A 19559-nucleotide genomic window follows, 5' to 3' on the forward strand; every position below is an offset into this window, starting at 1 on the left:
CTTCCTAGTGCATGGCCTGCCCAATGACGGCACCCCGCCGAATTCCGGGCACCGACCTTCCGGCCGATCCGGGGCGGAGCATGATGGGCCCGCCCCGTCGCATCGCGTCAGGCCTTCGGCTTGGCAGAATAGGCGCCGCCGGCCGCCCGCACCTCGGCCGCGGTCTTCGCGGCGCGCAGCCGTGCCAGATGCTCGGCCTCGCCGGCCAACATCGTTTCGGCGTTCTGCAGCACCTGGGCGGCGCGCTCGACGGGGAATTTCACCGCGCCGTTCTCGTCCATGTGGATCAGCTCGCCCGGCGCCACATCCATGCCGCCGACCGAGACCGGCACGTTCACCGCCTGCACCGCCATCTCGCCATGCCCGGCCGTGACGCCGCCGAGCAGCAACTGGAAGTCGAGCTTGCGGATAGCGTCGACATCGCGCGACGGCCCGTTTGAGAGCAGGCCGATGCAGCCGACCGACATCATGGAGGTCACCATGATCTCTCCCGCGAGCCCCGCCTTGCTCATCAGCTCCGGCGGCCATTTCTGCTGGATGACCAGGATGGTCGGCTTCGGCATGGCATCGAGCGCGTCGATCACGTCCATGAAGCTGAGCCGGCCGCCGTAATTGGGGTCGGGCAGGCCGTAGACGCAGGTGACGGCGTGGCCGATGACCGGCCCCATGTCCGGATAGATGCAGCGGATCGAGCTATCGGTGTACCAGTTCTCGGTCCATGGGTTGTACAGCCCGAGACAAAGCGGGTTCTTCGGATAGGTCGCCACCACGTTGGTGATGGTCGGCGTGTCGATCCGGCGCAGTCCGGCGAAGATGTCGTCCTTGCTGGCTGTCATGCTGGCCTTTCCCCCTGAGTTGCGCGCGCATGGTCGCCAGCACCATGGCGGCCGTCCAGGCCTTCCGCGACCCTCCGGTCGCGGATCTTGCCGCCGGGCAGGGCAGGCTGCGCGGCCAGTCTGTCCGCCGCGGCGCGATGCCGGGTTCTTCGGGGAGGTGGCTGCCTCCTTTGATCCGCAGGGCCTCGGCGCGACGACTTCCAGTCCAGTCAATCACGAATTCGTGAAGATAGGGGCTGGGCTTTTGGGCGCCGGAGAAGGGGGCTTGGCACGCTTGATCGCCTGAATCCGGCACGCCAAGGGCCATACCGCTCCGGCTTCTGCTGTCCAAGACCTCGCCCTGTCCGAGGCCGCCCCCCGTCACCTAAGGAGCCGTCGGGGAGCAGCAGCCCGATCCTGCGGCCAGGACTTTCGGAGCGACCATCGCCAAGGCGCCTCCGCCTCGTCCTACCCAACCTTTACCGAACTGGCTTTCTCCTTCCCCCTTTTTCTTTTCAGACCAAGGCACCGGCCGGCTCGCTCGCAACCGGGCCGGCGTCGCGCCCGCCGGCCCGACGGACTCATCGACAGGCAAGGCAAGCGCTGGCCGCGGCGTGCCGCGAGGAAGCTTCGGGGCCGGCCAGTTGCCGCGGCGCCCCGTCCGGGCTATCCGCCGGGGCGCGATGCATGCGCCCGTTACCCCCCGCACCGATGAAGGCCCGCTGCCGGCCTACCGTGCCCGCGTCACGGCCGGGCTGCTGAAGCCGGATACCGCCCAGGCCCTCGCCGCCGAGACCCTGCAGGAACTCTGGCATCGCCTGCGCGGCTATGACCCGCACCCGGAGGCACCGCCGGAGGCCGGCTTCCTCGCCCGCTTCATGCGGCGCAAGCCGGTGCCCGAGGCGCCGGAAGGAACGCCGCAGGGCCTCTACCTCGTCGGCGAGGTGGGACGGGGCAAGTCCATGCTGATGGACCTGTTCTTCGACTGCGCCGATGTTATCCGCAAGCGGCGCATCCACTTCCACCAGTTCATGCAGGACTGCCACCAGACGATCCATGCCTGGAAGCGGCGCAATCCGGGCGAGGCGGACCCGATCCCGCCGCTGGCCAACGCCATCAGCGTCGACGCGGCCCTGCTCTGCTTCGACGAGTTCCAGGTGCACGACATCGCCGATGCGATGATCCTCGGCCGGCTGTTCGAGGCGCTCTTCGCCCGCGGCGTGGTGGTGGTGGCGACCAGCAACACGGCGCCGGACGACCTGTTCAAGGGCCGGCCCGGCCGCGACGCCTTCCTGCCCTTCATCGCCCTCATCAAGAAGCGGTTGAACGTGCTGCATCTCGAGGCGCAGCAGGATTACCGGCGGGAGCGCATCCGCGGCCTGCCGAGCTGGCACAGCCCGGTGGATGGAAGGGCGGAGCGGGCGCTGGACCGGGCGTTCCTCGAGCTGACCGGGGAGGCGCAGGGGGCGCCGGCCCGCCTGACCGTGCTCGGCCGGGTAGTGGAACTGCCGGAAGCGGCGCGTGGCGTGGCCCGGGCGGATTTCGACGAGTTGTGCGGCAAGCCGTTGGGACCGGCCGACTACCTCGCCGTCGCCACCCATTTCCACACGCTGGTGCTGGACGGCATTCCGCGCCTCGGGCCGGAGAATTTCGACCGGGCGCGGCGCTTCATCACATTGGTGGATGCGCTCTACGAGCATCGCTGCAAGCTGGTGGCCTCGGCCGAGGCGCCGCCCGATTCGCTTTACGAACAGGGCGAGAACGCAGCCATGTTCGAGCGGACGGCGAGCCGGCTCACGGAAATGCAAAGCCAGGACTATCTCGCCCTGCCGCACCTGACGTAATATGAGGTAATATTCACGGATTTGAGAGGATTCTAAATGCGCCTGTTCTCCCTGCTTCTCCTCGGCCTCGGCCTCATCGCGGTTCCGGCGGAGGCGGCGCAGAAGAGTGGAGGGGGACGGCAGCAGGCGCAGGCGACGGTGACGAAGCCGCAGCAGGCGGGACGGTCCCAGTTGGGGCGGCCTCAGTCGGCGGTGCATCGCTCGGTGCCGATGCGGGGCCGGGGCAGCGCCGGGCGGGACCAGCGGGCGGCCTCGGCCGCGGCCTGCAGCGCCAAGCATGGCGGCTGCCGGGCCCCGCGGATGAGCTGGGCCCAGGGCCTGCCGCCGGCTGCCGGCATCCAGGCCAATGCCTGCCCGGACGGCACCATGGCGGTGCTCGCCACCGGGCATGACGATATCGTCCGCTGCATGCCGATCTGAGCGGGGGCGGCCGGACCCCTGCCTTGCCGGTCGATGCGGTCGGGAGTAGGAAGCGCGCTGTTTTCGCCTGAACGGTCCCGGCCGTCCGGGCGCCTTCCGCCCCCCGTTCCTCAAGGACACGTCATGGCCCGCAAGAAGATCGCGCTGATCGGCGCCGGCAATATCGGCGGCACCCTCGCCCACCTGATCGGCCTGAAGGAACTGGGCGACGTCGTGCTGTTCGACGTCTTCCCGGGGGTCGCGGCCGGCAAGGCGCTCGACATCATGCAGTCCGGCCCGGTGGACGGGTTCGACAGCAACATGGCCGGGACGGGCGACTACGCCGCCATCGCCGGGGCCGACGTGGTGATCGTCACCGCCGGCTTCCCGCGCATGCCGGGCATGAGCCGCGACGACCTGCTGACCAAGAATGCCGGCGTCATGGGCCAGGTGGCCGAGGGCATCAAGACCTACGCGCCCGACGCCTTCGTCATCTGCATCACCAACCCGCTCGACGTCATGGTCTGGGCGCTGCAGCAGAAGTCGGGCCTGCCGGCGAACAAGGTGGTCGGCATGGCCGGCGTGCTGGACAGCAGCCGCTTCCGCCTGTTCCTCGCCCAGGAGTTCAACGTCTCGGTCGAGGACGTGACGGCCTTCGTGCTGGGCGGCCATGGCGACACCATGGTGCCGCTGACCCGCTACTCCACCGTTGCCGGCATCCCCGTCCCCGACCTCATCAAGATGGGCTGGACGACGCAGGAGAAGATCGACGCCATCGTCAACCGCACCGCCAATGGCGGCGGCGAGATCGTGAAGCTGCTGGAGAAGGGCTCGGCCTTCTACGCCCCGGCCGCCTCCGCCATCGCCATGGCCGAGGCCTACCTGCTCGACAAGAAGCGGGTGCTGCCCTGCGCGGTGATGCTGAACGGCGAGTACGGCCTCAGCGACTTCTATGTCGGCGTGCCGGTGGTCATCGGCGCCGGCGGCGCGGAGCGCATCGTTGAGGTGCAGTTCACGCCGGAGGAGAAGGCCGCCTTCGACAAGTCCTGCGACGCGGTGAAGAAGCTGATCGAGGACTTCAAGAAGCTCGGCGTCTGATCGCCACTCTGGCGTCCATTCGCTTGCAGGGGATGACCGCATGAACATCCATGAATACCAGGCGAAGGAGCTGCTGGGGCGCTATGGCGTCACGGTGCTCCAGGGCCATGTGGCCTGGACGCCGGAGGAAGCGGCCGAGGCAGCGAAGAAGCTGCCCGGCCCCGTCTATGTGGTGAAGTCGCAGATCCATGCCGGCGGCCGCGGCGCCGGGCGCTTCAAGGAAGACCCGAACGGCAAGGGCGGCGTCCGCGTCGTCAAGTCGGTCGAGGATGTCCGCGCGGCGGCCGAGGCGATGATCGGCAAGACGCTGGTCACCAAGCAGACCGGCGAGGCGGGCAAGACCGTCTCCCGCGTCTATGTCGAGGACGGCTGCGACATCAAGCGCGAGCTCTATCTCGGCCTGCTGGTGGACCGCGCCACCTCCCGCCTCACCGTCATGGCCTCGACCGAGGGCGGGATGGAGATCGAGGAGGTGGCCGAGCACCACCCCGAGAAGATCCTGAAGGCGGCGATCGACCCGGCCTCCGGCCTTTCCGGCTTCCATTGCCGCAAGCTCGCCTTCGGCCTCGGCCTGACCGGCAAGCAGGTGGCGAGCTTCACCAAATTCGTCACCGCGCTCTACGGCGCCGTGCAGGAGCTCGACTGCGCCATCGTCGAGATCAACCCGCTGGTCGTCACCGGCGCGGGCGAGATCGTGGCGCTCGATGCCAAGGTCTCCTTCGACGACAACGCCCTGTTCCGCCACAAGGACCTCGAGGCCCTCCGCGACGACTCGGAGATGGACCCGAAGGAGCTGGACGCGGTCAAGAACGACCTGAACTATGTCGCGCTCGACGGTGAGATCGGCTGCATGGTGAACGGCGCCGGCCTCGCCATGGCGACCATGGACATCATCAAGCTCTACGGCTCCTCGCCGGCGAACTTCCTCGATGTCGGCGGCACGGCGAATGCGGCGCGGGTGACCGAGGCGTTCCGGATCATCACCTCGGATTCCAACGTGAAGGCGATCCTGGTCAATATCTTCGGCGGCATCGCCAAGTGCGACATGATCGCAACCGGCATCGTCGAGGCCTCGAAGAACCTGTCGCTCTCCGTGCCGCTGGTGGTGCGGCTCGAGGGCACGAATGTCGAGCTCGGCAAGAAGATCCTGGCTGAGAGCGGCCTCGCCATCATCCCCGCCGACAACCTGGCGGACGCGGCGCAGAAGGTTGTCGCCGCGGTCAAGGGAGCCTGAGCCATGGCGATCCTGATCGACGAGAACACCAAGGTCATGACCCAGGGCTTCACCGGAGCCCAGGGCACCTTCCATGCCGAGCAGGGCATCGCCTACGGCAGCAAGTATGTCGGCGGCGTGACGCCGGGCAAGGGTGGCACCACCCATATCGGCCTGCCGGTCTTCGACACGGTGGCGGATTGCGTGGCGGCCACCGGGGCGACTGCCAGCGTCATCTACGTGCCGCCGCCCTTCGCGGCGGACGCGATCCTCGAGGCGATCGATGCCGAGCTGCCGCTGGTCATCTGCATCACCGAGGGCATCCCCGTCCTCGACATGGTGCGGGTGAAGCGGGCGCTTTCCGGCTCGAAGTCGCGGCTGATCGGGCCGAACTGCCCGGGCGTCATCACCCCGGATGCCTGCAAGATCGGCATCATGCCGGGGCACATCCACCGGCGCGGCTCGGTCGGCATCGTCTCCCGTTCGGGGACGCTGACCTATGAGGCGGTGGCGCAGACCTCGGCCGCCGGGCTCGGCCAGTCCACCTGCGTCGGCATCGGCGGCGACCCGGTGAAGGGCACCGATTTCGTCGAGGTGCTGGAGATGTTCCTGGCCGATGACGAGACCAAGTCGATCGTCATGATCGGCGAGATCGGTGGCCAGTCGGAGATCGAGGCGGCGGAGTTCCTGGCGCGGGAGAACCGGGGCGGCAAGCCGGTGGTCGGCTTCATCGCCGGCGCCACGGCCCCGCCCGGCCGCCGCATGGGCCATGCCGGCGCCGTGATCTCGGGCGGCAAGGACACCGCCGAGGCCAAGATCGAGGCGATGCGCGCGGCCGGCATCCATGTGGCGGACAGCCCGGCGGCACTCGGCTCAACCATGGTGAAGGCCCTGAAAGGCTAGGCGTTCCACACGGGGCAGCCTTGCGGGGCTGCCAAATCGGGCGCCGAGCCCCTATGTTACCCATCGCCGTGGCTCCTTCCGGGGCGCGGCGATCATTGCATGTGCCGATAGAGACCGCTGGCCCCTCTTGGCCGGCACGGAGAGACATATGGCCGGAGTGGATATCCTCGCGACAGCGATGACGGGCGCCAACGCCGCCTTCCTCGCCGATCTCTACGCCCGCTGGGTGGAGAAGCCCGACAGCGTCGATCCTTCCTTCGCTGAGCTCTTCGCCGTTCTCGACGACGATGCCAAGGCGGTGCTGACCGATGCGGTCGGTGCCTCCTGGGCGCCGCGCGGCCGTGGCGGCTTCGCGCCGGAGCCGGAGCCCGCGCCCGCCGCCAAGGGCGGTGCCAAGGGCGGCAAGGGTGCCGCGCCGGCCGCCGCCCCGGATGCCGAGACCATTCGCCGCGCCCAGCTCGACTCCATCCGCGCGCTGATGCTGATCCGCAGCTACCGGGTGCGCGGCCATCTGCATGCCCAGCTCGACCCGCTCGGCCTCGCCAAGCCGCGGCCGCACCAGGAGCTGGACCCGACCTTCTGGGGCTTCACCGAAGCCGATATGGACCGGCCGGTCTTCATCAACGGCGTGCTCGGCCTGGATACGGCGACGCCGCGGCAGATCATGGCGGTCTGCCAGGCCACCTATTGCGGGCCGATCGGCGTCGAGTTCATGCATATCCAGGACCCCGGCCAGAAGGCCTGGATCCAGCAGCGCATGGAAGGCGCCCCCTGGACCACCGCCTTCGACGGCAAGGCAAAGCAGGCCATCCTCGAGGACCTGACCGAGGCCGAGGGCTTCGAGGCCTTCTGCGCCCGTAAGTACGTCTCGACCAAGCGCTTCGGCCTGGAAGGCGGCGAGAGCACCATCCCGGCGATCCAGGCGGTGATCGAGACGGCGGCGGCGGCCGGCGTGGGCGAGATCGCCATCGGCATGGCGCATCGCGGCCGGCTGAACGTGCTGGTCAACGTGGTGAAGAAGCCCTTCACCCAGGTCTTCTCCGAGTTCAAGGGCGTCGGAGCCAACCCGGACGACGTCCAGGGCTCGGGCGACGTGAAGTACCATCTCGGCACCAGCACGGATATCGAGGTCGGCGGGCGCAAGGTCCATCTGTCCCTGCAGCCCAACCCCTCGCATCTCGAGGCGGTCGATCCGGTCGTGGTCGGCAAGGTGCGGGCGCGGCAGGACATGGCGGGCGACGTCAAGGGCCGGCATTCGGTCATGGGCATCCTGCTGCATGGCGATGCCGCCTTCGCCGGCCAGGGCCTGGTCTATGAGACCATGGCGATGAGCCAGCTCATCGGCTACCGCACCGGCGGCACCATCCATCTGGTGACCAACAACCAGATCGGCTTCACCACCGTGCCGGTGCATGCCTATTCCGGCCTCTACTGCACCGACATCGCCAAGGCGGTGCAGGCGCCGATCTGGCACGTCAACGGCGACAACCCGGAGGCGGTGGTCTTCGTCTCCCGCCTCGCGGCCGAGTTCCGCCAGGAATTCTCGACGGACGTCGTGGTGGACATCGTCTGCTACCGCCGCCACGGCCACAACGAGAGCGACGAGCCGGCCTTCACCCAGCCGATCATGTACGGCCGCATCAAGGAGATGCGGACCACCCGCACCCTCTATGCCGAGCGGCTCGCGGCCGAGGGCAGCGTCCCGGCCGGCGAATCGAAGGCGATGTGGGACGCCTTCAACCAACGGCTGGAGGAGGCGCATGAGGCGGCGCAAAGCTTCAAGCCGAACAAGGCCGACTGGCTGGAAGGCCACTGGTCCGGGCTGAAGGCGGCCGGCACCGAGGATGCGGTGGAGCAGCTCCACCCGACGGCGGTGCCGCTGGAGACGCTGCGCGAAGTCGGCGCGGCGCTCGGCCGGGTGCCGGAGGACTTCGCCGTCAACCCGAAGATCGCCCGCCAGCTCGAGGCCAAGAAGCAGGCGATCGAGAGCGGCGAGGGCATCGACTGGGCGACCGGCGAGGCGCTGGGCTTCGGCACCCTGCTGCTGGATGGGCATCGCGTCCGCCTCTCGGGCGAGGATGTGCAGCGCGGCACCTTCAGCCATCGCCACGCGGTGTTGGTCGACCAGAAGACCCAGGCCGAATACGTGCCGCTGAACAACATCCGCAGCGGCCAGCCGCGCTTCGAGGCCTTCAACAGCCTGCTGAGCGAGTTCGGCGTGCTTGGCTACGACTACGGCTACTCGCTGGCGGATCCGCATACCCTGGTGCTGTGGGAGGCGCAGTTTGGCGACTTCGCCAATGGCGCGCAGGTCATCATCGACCAGTTCATCGCCTCGGCGGAGACCAAGTGGCTGCGCATGTCGGGCCTCGTGATGCTGCTGCCGCATGCTTATGAGGGGCAGGGGCCCGAGCACAGCTCCGCCCGGCTGGAGCGCTACCTGCAGCTCTGCGCCGAGCGGAACATGCGGGTCTGCAACCTGACGACGCCGGCCAACTACTTCCACGCGCTCCGCCGCCAGTTGAAGGCCAACTACCGCAAGCCGCTGGTGCTGATGACGCCGAAGTCGCTGCTGCGGCACAAGCTGGCGGTCAGCAGCCTGGCTGAGTTCGGCCCGGGCAGCACCTTCAAGTATGTCATCCCCGAGATCGACGCGATCGCGCCGGAGGAGGCGGTGAAGCGGGTCGTGCTCTGCTCCGGCAAGGTCTATTACGACCTGCTGCAGGAGCGGCGCGACAAGGGCGTGCAGGATGTGGCGATCATCCGCGTGGAGCAGCTGCATCCCTTCCCGAAGGCGAGCCTCAGCCAGGCGCTGGCGCCCTACAAGAATGCCGAGGTGGTGTGGTGCCAGGAGGAGCCCGAGAACATGGGCGCCTGGACCTATATCGACCGGCGGCTCGAGCGCGTGCTGAAGGAACTCGACATCAAGGCGAAGCGGCCCGAATACGTGGGCCGCGACGAAGCGGCGAGCCCGGCCACCGGCCTCGCCAAGGTGCATCAGCAGCAGCAGGAAGCCCTGGTGCGGGCCGCGCTCGGGCTCTGAGGTCGGCGGCCGGAGCGTGATCGCCGGAGGCCGGGACGGCACAAGGCGAGAATCACGCGACCGGGGAACAAATAGAGCGCGATCAACGATCACGCTCTAGACGGAAGGCGAGAGACAGATGGCGACGGATATCCTGGTACCCACCCTCGGCGAGAGCGTGAGCACCGCCACCGTGGCGCGCTGGCTGAAGAAGGCCGGCGAGCAGGTTGCGGTGGACGAGCCGCTGGTGGAGCTGGAAACCGACAAGGTAACGGTGGAGGTGAATGCGCCCTCCGCCGGCGTCATCGAATCCATCGCCGCCGACGAGGGGGCCGAGGTCGAGCCCGGCGCGGTGCTCGGCGTGATCGGTGCGGCCGGCGCCGCGGCGGCGCCGAAGCCCGCCGCTGCGCCGAGCCCGGCCCCGGCCCAGCCCGCGCCCGCCCCGGCGGCGGCGGCGCAGCCGAAGGTGGAGGAGCCCCGGGTGCCGCAGGGCCCCGTCGCGGTGCCGGGCAACCCGAACGCCCATGCGCCGCTGCCCGCCGCCGCCAAGCTGATGACCGAGAACCGGGTCAGCGCCGAGCAGATCGGCACCGGCACGGCGAAGGACGGCCGCATCAGCAAGGGTGACGTGCTCGACTTCCTCTCCCGCCCCGCCGCCGCGCCGGCCGCGGCCCCAGCCGCCGCCAAGGCCGCCCGGCCGCTGGAGGAGGGCGAGGAGCGGGTGAAGATGACCCGGCTGCGCATCACCATCGCGCGCCGGCTGAAGGAGGCGCAGAACGCCGCCGCCATGCTCACCACCTTCAACGAGGTGGATATGGGCGCGGCCATGGCGCTGCGCGCCGAGTACCGCGACGCCTTCGAGAAGCGGCACGGGGTGAAGCTTGGCTTCATGTCCTTCTTCGTGAAGGCCTGCGTCGCGGCGCTGAAGGAATACCCGGCGGTCAACGCCGAGATCGAGGGCGACACCGTCGTCTACAAGAACTTCGTCCATATGGGCATCGCGGTCGGCGGCCCGAACGGGCTGGTCGTGCCGGTGCTGCGCAATGCCGACCAGATGAGCTTCGCCGGGATCGAGAAGAGCATCGGCGATTTCGGCAAGCGCGTCCGCGACGGGCAGCTCAAGCTGGAGGAGATGGCGGGCGGCAGCTTCACCATCACCAATGGCGGCATCTATGGCAGCTTGATGTCGACGCCGATCCTCAACCCGCCGCAGTCCGGCATCCTCGGCATGCACAAGATCCAGGAGCGGCCGATGGTCGTCGGCGGCAAGGTCGAGGTGCGGCCGATGATGTACCTGGCCCTGTCCTACGACCACCGGATCGTCGACGGGAAGGAGGCGGTGAGCTTCCTCGTCCGCGTGAAGGAAGGCGTCGAGGATCCGCGCCGGCTGATGCTGGACCTCTGACGGGAACAGCCTGGGGGCCGGCGCAACCGGCCCCCTGATTCCCACGCTTCGCTTCGATACAATCTGCTAGGATCGGGGCCGGCGAAAGCCGGAACCCCCTGGCGCGTCCCTTGCGCCCAACCCCCTAACGGGAGAGTCACATGCGTTCCTTCGAAGGCCAATTCTCCGACAACCGCCCGCTGAAGCGGACGCGCGAGGAGAAGGTGCGGCTGCTGGCCGAGCTGAAGGAGACCTACAGGACGCTGAAGCCGCACACCTCGCCTGAGTTGAAGACCTCCATCGCCGGCAAGATCCGCGAGCTGCAGGCCGAGCTGGCCGCCCCACCGCCGCCGCCGCGCGAGCGCCGCGGGCCGCCGCAGCAGGAGCAGTTCGGCACTGGGCCCCGCCCGCCCCGCCGGCCGCGGCCGCCGCGGGAGATCTAGGGTGCGGCTCGCGAGCCTGCTGCTGCTCGGGCTTCTCGCTGCCTGCGGCACGACCCAATCGCCGATGGCCTATGCGCCGACGGTGCCGGTCAGCACTGCGCCCGCCCGCCCGCTGGTGACGGTGATCCAGCCGGTGACGAACCAGCGCCGCGCCGGCAGCGACGATCCGCGCTGGATCGGCACCATCCGCGGTGGCTACGGCAATCCGGTGAAGACGCTGGAGGCCGACCGGCCTGTCGACCAGGTGGTGGCCGGCGCCTTCTCCGATGCCTTGGCGGCGCGCGGCCTGCAGGCGGGCACGGGGACAGGGCGCTATGCGCTGGCCATCACGATCTACCAATTTGATGCCAACCAGTATGCCCGCCGCGAAGCCACGGCCGATTTCGGCATACGGGTCACGGAGCGGGCGACCGGGCGGGAGCTCTGGTCCGACCGGACCAAAGCCTACAATGTCGATGGCAGCATCCTGTCGCTGAGCACCGGCGTCTTCGCTTCCGTGGACGACCTGAGGCGGGTGGCGCTGCGCAGCATGAGCGAGGCGGTGGACACCCTGCTGGACAAGCCCGGCTTCCGCGCCGCGATCCGCGGCTGAGGCCTGGCGGCACCCCCTACCCCCTCGGCCCGCATCGGCGCAGCATGCGCGGACGGCCAAGGGGGAAGGAACACCATGCGCCTCGAGGACAAGACCGCCATCATCATCGGCGCGGGGCAGGGGCCCGGCGAGGGCACCGGCAATGGCCGCGCGACCGCCATCCGCTTCGCCCAGGAGGGTGCCCGGGTGGCCTGCGCCGACCGCGACCTCGCCTCGGCCGAGGAGACGGCGCGGCTGGCCGGCAACGGCGCCTTCGCCCTCCCCGTGGAGGTGACGCAGGAGGCGACGCTCGCCGCCGCGCTGGAGGAGGCGGTGCGGCGCTTCGGGCGGCTCGACATCTTGCACTACAATGTCGGTGTCTCGCTCGCCGGAGGCGATGCGCCGCCGACTGAGATCACCGAGGAGGCCTTCGACCGCGTCACGGCGATCAACCTGCGCGGCTTCGTCATGGCGGTGAAGCACGCCCTGCCGATCATGCGGGCGCAGGGGGGCGGGGTGATCCTCTCCATCTCCTCGGCCGCCGCGGTCGAGAGCTACCCCTATGTCGCCTACAAGGCGACCAAGGCGGCGATGCTCGCCTTCACTGAGCAGGTGGCGATCCAGAATGCCGGCCATGGCATCCGCTGCAACACCATCCTGCCCGGGCTGATGGACACGCCGATGGCGGTCGATACCCGCGTCCGCCATACCGGCAAGACCCGGGCCGAGGTGGCAGCGGAGCGTGACGCCAAGGTGCCGCTGCGCCGCCGCATGGGCACAGCCTGGGACGTGGCCAATGCCGCGCTCTTCCTTGCCAGCGACGAGGCAGGCTTCATCACCGGCGTCGCCCTGCCGGTGGATGGCGGGCGGCTGGTGCAGATCGGGTGACCGCCCATCGCCTGGCCACGAGTTGCAAGCGCTACGCGTTCGCATCTACAAGGGGGCCTCAGTCACGGGTCCCCCATGTCCTTCATCGCCGATACCGTCCTGGCTGAGCCATTCGCCGTGCTCGATCTAGGCGCCGCCCCGCAGGGCTTCCGCGGGCGGATCCGGGGCCTGCGCGCCTTCGCCTCCGGCGGATTGCCGGCCGAGGAGCTGGAGCGCCGGCTGCTGGAACTCGGCTTCGTCGAGGGGGCGGAGGTGGAGCTTCTGCATCAGGGCCTGTTCGGGCGGGACCCCATCGCCATCCGGGTCGATTCCGCCACCATCGCGCTGCGCCGGCGAGAGGCTGCGGCGGTGCTGGTGGAGCCGATCTAGCAGGACAAAGCCCCCATGAACGAGATGTCGACCGGCCTGCGCGATCTGCGGATCGCCCTGGTCGGCAACCCGAATTGCGGCAAGACCGCGCTGTTCAACACGCTCACCGGCAGCCGCCAGCGGGTGGCGAACTACCCCGGCGTCACCGTCGAGCGGAAGGAGGGTAGCTTTCTCAGCCCCGGCGGGCGGCGGGTGCGGTTGCTCGACCTGCCCGGCACCTATTCCCTCCGCGCCCGCAGCCCGGACGAGGTGGTGACGCGCGACGTGGTGCTCGGCCAGCAGGCGGGGGTGGCGCCGCCGGACCTGCTGGTCTGCGTCGCGGATGCGACGAACCTGCGCCTCGGCCTGCGCCTGATCCTGGAACTGAAGCAGGCCGGGCGGCCGCTGCTGGTGGCGCTCAACATGTTCGACATCGCCCGCCACCGCGGCATCGAGGTGGATGTCGAGCGGCTCTCGGCGCTGCTCGGCCTGCCGGTCGTCACCACCGTCGCGGTGCGGCGGGGCGGGACGGAAGCGCTGCTGGCGGCAATCGACGCGCAGGCGCCGGCGGCCGAGGCCGAGGCCGCCTGGTCGGCGCCCGACGCCGCCGGGCTCCGCGCCTTGCAGCGCGAGGCGGACCGCATCCTCGCCGCCGTGGTCCGGGTACCGGACCGGCGCGATGCGGTGACGCGGCGGCTGGATGCGGTGCTGCTGCATCCCGTCGCCGGCCTCGTCATCCTGCTCGCGGTGCTGTTCCTGATGTTCCAGGCCGTCTTCGCCTGGGCACAGCCGGCGATGGACCTGATCGATGGCGGCTTCCAGGCGCTCGGCGCGGCGGTCGGTGCGCTGCTGCCGGAAGAGGGCGCGGCCGGGCTGCTGCGCAGCTTCCTGCAGGACGGGCTGATCGCCGGCGTCGGCAGCGTGCTGGTCTTCCTGCCGCAGATCCTGGTGCTCTTCCTCTTCATCCTCCTGCTGGAGGATTTCGGCTACATGGCCCGCGCCGCCTTCCTGATGGACCGCATCATGGGCGGCGCCGGGCTGCATGGCCGGGCCTTCATCCCGCTGCTGTCCTCCTTCGCCTGCGCCATCCCGGGTATCATGTCGACACGGGTGATCGACAGCCGGCGGGACCGGCTGGCGACCATCCTCGTTGCACCGCTGATGACCTGCTCGGCGCGCATCCCGGTCTATACGCTCATCATCGGCGCCTTCGTCCCCGACCGGCCGGTGGGGGAGGGCGCCTGGTCCTGGGTCGGGCTGCAGGGGCTGGTGATGTTCGGCCTCTATGCGGCGGGCATCCTGAGCGCGCTCGGGATGTCCTTCGTCTTCAAGCGGCTGCTCTGGCGCGGCCAGCCGACCGAGCCCTTCATGCTGGAACTGCCCGACTACAAGCTGCCGCGCCTGCGCAACCTTGGGCTTGGCCTCTGGCAGCGGGCGAAGGCCTTCCTACGCCGGGCGGGCACCATCATCCTGTCGATGATGGTGGTCATCTGGTTCCTTTCCTCCGTCCCCCGCCCGCCGGAGGGGGCAACTCAGCCGGCCATCGAGTACAGCTTCGCCTACTCGATCGGCCAGGCGGTGGAGCCGCTGCTGCGGCCGATCGGCTTCAACTGGCAGATCGGCGTGGCGCTCATCCCCGGCATGGCGGCGCGGGAGGTGGCGGTGGCGTCGCTCGGCACCGTCTATGCCGTGCAGGACGCGGAGGAGGATACGGCCCAGCTCGGCCAGGCGCTGGCCGGGCGATGGAGCCTGGCGACGGCGCTCGCCTTCTTCGCCTGGTATGTCTTCGCGCCGCAATGCGTGGCGACGCTGAGCGTGATCCGGCGCGAGACGGGCGGTCAGCGCTGGATGTGGTTCAGCTTTGGATACATGCTGGCGCTGGCCTATCTGGCGGCCCTGGCGACCTATCAGGGGGCACGGGCGCTGGGTCTCGGGTGAGCACTAAAAATTGCAATCCCCTAGCACCATGATAAACGGGCGGCCTTGAAGCGTAATACTCCGTGGAGGCGACGGCCGTGTCAGTATCTTCCTCGTCCGATGGCCCGCGGAGCAGCGGCAACCAGGTGGCGACGCGGTTTGCGGTCGAGGGACCAGTGTTGGTCGCCTCCCGCCGCTTCGGCGACCATCGTGGCTTCTTCGTCGAAAGCTACAGCGCGCGGGACTTCGCGGCGATCGGCATTGCAGATGTCTTCGTGCAGGACAACCATTCCCGCTCGGAGCAGGCAGGGACGGTGCGCGGGCTGCATTTCCAGCTGGCGCCCCATGGCCAGGCCAAGCTGGTGCGGGTGCTGCGCGGCGCGATCCTCGACATCGCCGTCGACATCCGGCGCGGCTCGCCGACCTACGGGCAGCATGTCGCGGCCGAACTGACGGCCGAGAACGGCCATCAGCTCTACGTCCCGGTCGGCTTCGCGCATGGCTTCTGCACGCTCGTGCCGGAGACGGAGGTCGCCTACAAGGTCACCGACTACTACGCCCCGGATTGCGATCGCGGCATCGCCTGGAACGACCCGGACCTCGCCCTGCCATGGCCCTTCGGGCCGGAGGCGGTGCAGCTCTCCGACAAGGACCGCCGCGCGCCGCGGCTGCGCGACATCCCGGCGGCCTTCGCATAGGGGATTTGAGCATGCGCATCCTGGTCACCGGCGGGGCCGGCTTCATCGGCTCGGCCGTCACCCGGCTCCTGGTGATGGAGCGCGGCGCGACCGTGCTCGTCGTCGACAAGCTGACCTATGCCGGCGACCGGCGCTCCATCCGCGACTGCGAAGGGCGCAATGGCTTCGAGTTCCTCGAGGCCGACATCTGCGATACGGCGCGGATGCGCGTGGCGATGGCGGCGTTCCGGCCCGATGCGGTGATGCATCTGGCGGCCGAGAGCCATGTCGACCGCTCGATCACCGGCGCGGCGGACTTCATCGGGACCAACATCAACGGCACCTTCTCCATGCTGGAGGCGGCGCGCGGCTACCATGCCGGGCTGGAAGGCGAGGCGCGGGCACGCTTCCGCTTCCACCACATCTCGACCGACGAGGTCTTCGGCTCGCTCGGGCCGAGCGGGGCCTTCAGCGAGACCACGGCCTATGATCCGCGCTCGCCCTACTCGGCAAGCAAGGCGGCGTCCGACCACCTCGTCCGCGCCTGGCACGAGACCTATGGGCTGCCGGTGCTGGTGACGAACTGCTCGAACAACTACGGCCCCTACCATTTCCCCGAGAAGCTGATCCCGCTCATCATCCTCAACGCGCTCGATGGCAAGCCGCTGCCGGTCTATGGCGACGGCAGCAACATCCGCGACTGGCTGCATGTCGAGGATCATGCCCGCGCCCTGGTCGCCGTCGTCGAGCAGGGCCGGATCGGCGAAACCTACTGCATCGGCGGGCGGGCGGAGCGGCGCAACCTCGAGGTGGTGCAGACCATCTGCGACCTGCTCGACCAGCGCCGGCCCGGCGCGGCGCCGCGGCGCGGGCTGATCCGCTTCGTCACCGACCGGCCCGGGCATGACCAGCGCTACGCCATCGACTGCGGCAAGATCGAGCGCGAGCTCGGCTGGCGGCAGCAGCAGAGCTTCGAGACGGGCATCGCGGCGACCATCGACTGGTACCTCGCCAATGAGTGGTGGTGGCGGCCGCTGCGCGACAAGAAGTACAGCGGCGAGCGGCTCGGCCTCATGGCCGAGAAGGTGGGCTGATGCGCGTCCTCGTCATCGGCCGTACCGGCCAGGTCTCGACCGAACTGCTGGCGCGGCTGCCGGCCGCCGGCCATGAGGCGGTCGGCCTGGAGCCGCCGGAATTCGACATGACGGACGCGGCGCAGATCGCGGCCGCCTTCGCGCAGCACCGGCCGGAGGCGGTGATCAACGCCGCGGCTTATACCGCAGTGGATCGCGCCGAGGACGACCGGGCGCTCGCCTTCGCGGTGAATGCGACGGGACCACGGCTGCTCGGCGAGGCGGCGGCGCGGGCCGGCGTGCCGGTGATCCACTTCTCGACCGATTATGTCTTCGACGGCGTGAAGGACAGCCCCTACACCGAGGCGGATGCGCCGGCCCCCGTCGGGGCCTACGGCGCCTCGAAGCTGGCCGGGGAGCTGCTGCTGCACCTCGCACAGCCGCGCAGCGTGACCTTCCGCACCGCCTGGGTCTGCTCGGCGCATGGCAACAACTTCGTCAAGACGATGCTGCGCTTCGGGCGGGAGCGGCCGGAGCTGCGCGTCGTCGCCGACCAGCACGGCGCGCCGACCTTCGCCGACGATCTCGCCGATGCCGCCATCGCGCTGCTGCCGCGGCTGGCGACGGCGCCGGCGGGCGAGCCATGCTTCGGCGTCTTCCACCTGACCGGGCAGCCCTACACCACCTGGCACGGCTTCGCCGAGGCGATCTTCGCCGGCGCCGCCGAGCGTGGGCAGAAGGCACCAACGCTCACCGCCATCACCACGGCCGACTACCCGACCCGGGCGGTGCGCCCGGCCAATTCGCGCCTCGACTGCAGCCGGGCAGCCGAGCGCCTCGGCGTCCAGGCCGCCGATTGGCGGCAAGGCTTGGCGCGCTGCCTGGATGCGCTGCTGAAGGAGAACACCCCATGAAGGGCATCGTGCTGGCCGGCGGCAGCGGCACCCGGCTCTATCCGGCGACGCTGGCGGTCTCGAAGCAGCTGCTGCCGGTCTATGACAAGCCGATGGTCTACTACCCGCTCTCGGTGCTGATGCTGGCCGGGATCCGGGAGATCATGGTGATCTCGACGCCGCACGACATGCCGCTGTTCGAGCGGCTGCTGGGCGATGGCAGCCAGTGGGGCATCCGCCTGACCTACCAAGTGCAGGAGAAGCCGAACGGCATCGCCATGGCGCTGGTGCTGGCGGAGGAATTCCTCGCCGGCGAGCCTTCGGCGCTGGTGCTCGGCGACAACATCTTCCACGGGCATGAGCTCGACCTGCGGATGGCCGAGGCCCAGGCGGCGCATGGCGCGGCGGTCTTCGCCTACCGCGTGGCGGATCCGGAGCGCTACGGCGTCGTGGAGTTCGATGCCGAGGGCCGGGCGCTGTCGATCGAGGAGAAGCCGGCGGCGCCGAAGTCGGACTGGGCGGTGACGGGGCTCTATTTCTACGACGGGCGGGCGCCGGCGATCGCGCGCGCGCTGACGCCGTCGGCGCGGGGCGAGCTGGAGATCACCGACCTCAACCGCGTCTATCTCGAGGAGGGCAGCCTCCGCGTCGCCCGGCTCGGGCGGGGCTATGCGTGGCTCGATACCGGCACGCATGACAGCATGCTGGAGGCCGGCGAGTTCGTCCGCGCCATCGAGAAGCGGACCGGCCAGAAGGTCGCCTCGCCGGAGGAGATCGCCTGGCGCAAGGCCTTCATCGACGATGCGCAGCTGCTGAAGATCGCCGAGCCGCTCTCGAAGAGCGGCTATGGCACCTATTTAAAGCACATGCTGGCGCACCCATAGCATTCAGTACCGCACCAGCGACAGCACGATCTCCACCGCGATCAGCAGCAGGATCGCGGTTTCCAGCAGTTCCGCCCGGCCGCTCGCCGCCTCGCCATGGAGCGCGGTGTAGGTGTCGCGGATGATCGCCAGCTTGCGGTCCACCGCGGCGCCGACATTGGGCACGCGGAACTGCTCCATCGCCGCGGCATAGACGCGGGCGAGATAGACGTCCTCCGTCACCTGCAAGGCATTGTCGACGCGCTCGGTCAGCTCCGTCACCTCGGCGACCAGCGCGTGCAGCCCGCGGGCGAGGCGCGCATAGCGGCGGGAGGCGAGCAAGTTCGCCCTGCGCCGTGCCGCCTCCACCATCCCGCGCATGCGCGGCAGCTCGTCATCCAGCATCTCGTCATAGCCGCGCAGCTCGAGCAGCTGGGCATTCGCCATCTCCAGCACGTCGGCGACGTCGGTTTCGCGCTGCGGCTCGTGGATGAACGCCCGGTCCCAGGTCAGCACCACCCAGGTCGTCCGGGTGGTAGGAGAAGCGCTGGCGCAGCAGGTCCCGCCGCGCGCCTTCGGAGAGCGGGCGCTCCTCGCCGGAGAGCAGCGGGACGAGGTCGAGCGTCTGCACCAGCGTCTCGGCCGTCATCGGCCGGTCGAAGGCATCGACGATGGCGAGCAGGTAGTCCTCCTGCAGCGGCGCCGCGGTCGGGCGGTCGAGCGCCTCGGCCAGCAAGCCGCGCAACCGGCCGAGCAGCCCCTCCCAGACCGGTGCCTCCACGGCGGGGCCGACGGCGCGGTCCGTCCCGTTCACCAAGGCGGTGAAGGCGGCCCAGCCGAGATCGGCGGCCGGCAGCCGCAGCGCCAGCGCGGCGATGCCGAAATCATAGAGCCGGACGCCCGCCGCCGCGGTGACCGGCCGGCCGTCGATGACCACCTCCACCGGCCCGAGATCGAGCGCCAGCGGCGGCACGCCGAAGGACACCGCCTTGGGCGAGGTGCCGACCAGGCGGCTGCGCACGCCGCTGCTCTGCGCGCGGCTGGCCCAGAGCGCCTCGGCCCGCCGGAGGTCGATCTCATAGGCCAGGTCGAAGAGCCTGAGCGCGACCACCTGCCCCGACACCACCCTCGGCTCCGCCTGCTGCATCCCGTCCTCCTCGTTCCGTGCGGAGGCGATTAGCATGGGCCGAGGCCCGGCGAAGGCATGG

The 19559-nt window shown here is 69.6% G+C and carries 19 protein-coding genes; 16 read left to right on the forward strand and 3 right to left on the reverse strand.

Annotation, left to right across the window (positions count from 1 at the left end):
* Positions 1–107 precede the first annotated feature (107 nt).
* On the reverse strand, positions 108–836 hold the full coding sequence (locus LH62_RS09220; protein ID WP_052214045.1) for an RraA family protein: 729 nt from the start codon (positions 834–836) through the stop codon (positions 108–110).
* A 662-nt stretch (positions 837–1498) separates the two neighbouring features.
* Between LH62_RS09220 and zapE the strand changes: the two genes are divergently transcribed.
* From zapE to rfbA, 16 genes are all read left to right on the forward strand, one after another.
* Positions 1499–2659: a cell division protein ZapE gene (zapE, locus tag LH62_RS09225; protein ID WP_043360746.1), complete on the forward strand. Its 1161-nt coding sequence runs from the start codon at positions 1499–1501 to the stop codon at positions 2657–2659.
* A 36-nt stretch (positions 2660–2695) separates the two neighbouring features.
* The gene (locus LH62_RS09230; RefSeq protein WP_043360747.1) at positions 2696–3079 is read left to right on the forward strand and encodes a hypothetical protein; all 384 of its coding nucleotides are present in this window, start codon (positions 2696–2698) and stop codon (positions 3077–3079) included.
* Between the two features lie 123 nt (positions 3080–3202).
* Positions 3203–4156 (forward strand): malate dehydrogenase, encoded by a 954-nt coding sequence (gene mdh, locus LH62_RS09235; RefSeq protein WP_043360748.1) that lies wholly within the window; start codon positions 3203–3205, stop codon positions 4154–4156.
* Positions 4157–4196: 40 nt separating this feature from the next.
* Entirely contained in the window at positions 4197–5390 is a 1194-nt protein-coding gene (gene sucC, locus LH62_RS09240; protein WP_043360750.1) for an ADP-forming succinate--CoA ligase subunit beta, read from the forward strand.
* Between the two features lie 3 nt (positions 5391–5393).
* Entirely contained in the window at positions 5394–6272 is an 879-nt protein-coding gene (sucD, locus tag LH62_RS09245) for a succinate--CoA ligase subunit alpha (RefSeq protein ID WP_043360752.1), read from the forward strand.
* Between the two features lie 148 nt (positions 6273–6420).
* Entirely contained in the window at positions 6421–9315 is a 2895-nt protein-coding gene (locus tag LH62_RS09250; protein ID WP_043360753.1) for a 2-oxoglutarate dehydrogenase E1 component, read from the forward strand.
* A 118-nt stretch (positions 9316–9433) separates the two neighbouring features.
* Positions 9434–10699 (forward strand): 2-oxoglutarate dehydrogenase complex dihydrolipoyllysine-residue succinyltransferase, encoded by a 1266-nt coding sequence (odhB, locus tag LH62_RS09255; protein WP_043360755.1) that lies wholly within the window; start codon positions 9434–9436, stop codon positions 10697–10699.
* A gap of 140 nt (positions 10700–10839) precedes the next feature.
* Positions 10840–11121 (forward strand): hypothetical protein, encoded by a 282-nt coding sequence (locus tag LH62_RS09260; protein ID WP_043360756.1) that lies wholly within the window; start codon positions 10840–10842, stop codon positions 11119–11121.
* 1 nt (position 11122) lies between these two features.
* A complete protein-coding gene (locus LH62_RS09265; protein ID WP_043360757.1) occupies positions 11123–11713 on the forward strand; it encodes a hypothetical protein in 591 nt (196 codons plus the stop codon).
* A 75-nt stretch (positions 11714–11788) separates the two neighbouring features.
* Positions 11789–12580, forward strand: coding sequence for an SDR family NAD(P)-dependent oxidoreductase (locus LH62_RS09270; protein ID WP_043360759.1), 792 nt, complete (start codon positions 11789–11791; stop codon positions 12578–12580).
* Positions 12581–12655: 75 nt separating this feature from the next.
* On the forward strand, positions 12656–12949 hold the full coding sequence (locus LH62_RS09275; RefSeq protein ID WP_043360760.1) for a FeoA family protein: 294 nt from the start codon (positions 12656–12658) through the stop codon (positions 12947–12949).
* A 15-nt stretch (positions 12950–12964) separates the two neighbouring features.
* Positions 12965–14866, forward strand: coding sequence for a ferrous iron transport protein B (gene feoB / locus LH62_RS09280; protein ID WP_043360761.1), 1902 nt, complete (start codon positions 12965–12967; stop codon positions 14864–14866).
* A 125-nt stretch (positions 14867–14991) separates the two neighbouring features.
* Positions 14992–15543: a dTDP-4-dehydrorhamnose 3,5-epimerase gene (rfbC, locus tag LH62_RS09285; RefSeq protein WP_043360763.1), complete on the forward strand. Its 552-nt coding sequence runs from the start codon at positions 14992–14994 to the stop codon at positions 15541–15543.
* A gap of 11 nt (positions 15544–15554) precedes the next feature.
* On the forward strand, positions 15555–16616 hold the full coding sequence (rfbB, locus tag LH62_RS09290) for a dTDP-glucose 4,6-dehydratase (RefSeq protein WP_043360765.1): 1062 nt from the start codon (positions 15555–15557) through the stop codon (positions 16614–16616).
* Complete coding sequence (gene rfbD, locus LH62_RS09295; RefSeq protein WP_043360767.1) at positions 16616–17509, forward strand: dTDP-4-dehydrorhamnose reductase; 894 nt, start codon at positions 16616–16618, stop codon at positions 17507–17509. Before rfbB ends, rfbD begins: the two co-directional genes overlap by 1 nt.
* Positions 17506–18372, forward strand: a complete 867-nt coding sequence (gene rfbA / locus LH62_RS09300) for a glucose-1-phosphate thymidylyltransferase RfbA (RefSeq protein ID WP_043360768.1) — start codon at positions 17506–17508, stop codon at positions 18370–18372. Before rfbD ends, rfbA begins: the two co-directional genes overlap by 4 nt.
* A gap of 3 nt (positions 18373–18375) precedes the next feature.
* Here rfbA and LH62_RS31465 read toward each other — a convergent pair whose 3' ends face one another.
* On the reverse strand, positions 18376–18798 hold the full coding sequence (locus LH62_RS31465; protein ID WP_201445454.1) for a hypothetical protein: 423 nt from the start codon (positions 18796–18798) through the stop codon (positions 18376–18378).
* Positions 18761–19534 (reverse strand): hypothetical protein, encoded by a 774-nt coding sequence (locus LH62_RS31470; RefSeq protein WP_201445455.1) that lies wholly within the window; start codon positions 19532–19534, stop codon positions 18761–18763. The genes LH62_RS31465 and LH62_RS31470 overlap by 38 nt, the downstream gene beginning before the upstream one ends.
* Positions 19535–19559 lie beyond the last annotated feature (25 nt).

Source organism: Belnapia sp. F-4-1, assembly GCF_000802185.1.
Taxonomy (GTDB): domain Bacteria; phylum Pseudomonadota; class Alphaproteobacteria; order Acetobacterales; family Acetobacteraceae; genus Belnapia.

Excerpts from the sequence above, each read along its gene's own strand:
- rfbB (WP_043360765.1), top strand. The coding sequence starts at position 15,555 with ATGCGCATCCTGGTCACCGGCGGGGCCGGCTTCATCGGCTCGGCCGTC.
- LH62_RS09220 (WP_052214045.1), bottom strand. The coding sequence starts at position 836 with ATGACAGCCAGCAAGGACGACATCTTCGCCGGACTGCGCCGGATCGAC.
- LH62_RS09275 (WP_043360760.1), top strand. The coding sequence starts at position 12,656 with ATGTCCTTCATCGCCGATACCGTCCTGGCTGAGCCATTCGCCGTGCTC.
- LH62_RS09250 (WP_043360753.1), top strand. The coding sequence starts at position 6,421 with ATGGCCGGAGTGGATATCCTCGCGACAGCGATGACGGGCGCCAACGCC.
- LH62_RS09260 (WP_043360756.1), top strand. The coding sequence starts at position 10,840 with ATGCGTTCCTTCGAAGGCCAATTCTCCGACAACCGCCCGCTGAAGCGG.
- odhB (WP_043360755.1), top strand. The coding sequence starts at position 9,434 with ATGGCGACGGATATCCTGGTACCCACCCTCGGCGAGAGCGTGAGCACC.
- mdh (WP_043360748.1), top strand. The coding sequence starts at position 3,203 with ATGGCCCGCAAGAAGATCGCGCTGATCGGCGCCGGCAATATCGGCGGC.
- LH62_RS31465 (WP_201445454.1), bottom strand. The coding sequence starts at position 18,798 with ATGGCGAATGCCCAGCTGCTCGAGCTGCGCGGCTATGACGAGATGCTG.
- zapE (WP_043360746.1), top strand. The coding sequence starts at position 1,499 with ATGCATGCGCCCGTTACCCCCCGCACCGATGAAGGCCCGCTGCCGGCC.
- LH62_RS09230 (WP_043360747.1), top strand. The coding sequence starts at position 2,696 with ATGCGCCTGTTCTCCCTGCTTCTCCTCGGCCTCGGCCTCATCGCGGTT.
- rfbD (WP_043360767.1), top strand. The coding sequence starts at position 16,616 with ATGCGCGTCCTCGTCATCGGCCGTACCGGCCAGGTCTCGACCGAACTG.
- feoB (WP_043360761.1), top strand. The coding sequence starts at position 12,965 with ATGAACGAGATGTCGACCGGCCTGCGCGATCTGCGGATCGCCCTGGTC.
- LH62_RS31470 (WP_201445455.1), bottom strand. The coding sequence starts at position 19,534 with ATGCTAATCGCCTCCGCACGGAACGAGGAGGACGGGATGCAGCAGGCG.
- LH62_RS09270 (WP_043360759.1), top strand. The coding sequence starts at position 11,789 with ATGCGCCTCGAGGACAAGACCGCCATCATCATCGGCGCGGGGCAGGGG.
- sucC (WP_043360750.1), top strand. The coding sequence starts at position 4,197 with ATGAACATCCATGAATACCAGGCGAAGGAGCTGCTGGGGCGCTATGGC.
- sucD (WP_043360752.1), top strand. The coding sequence starts at position 5,394 with ATGGCGATCCTGATCGACGAGAACACCAAGGTCATGACCCAGGGCTTC.
- rfbA (WP_043360768.1), top strand. The coding sequence starts at position 17,506 with ATGAAGGGCATCGTGCTGGCCGGCGGCAGCGGCACCCGGCTCTATCCG.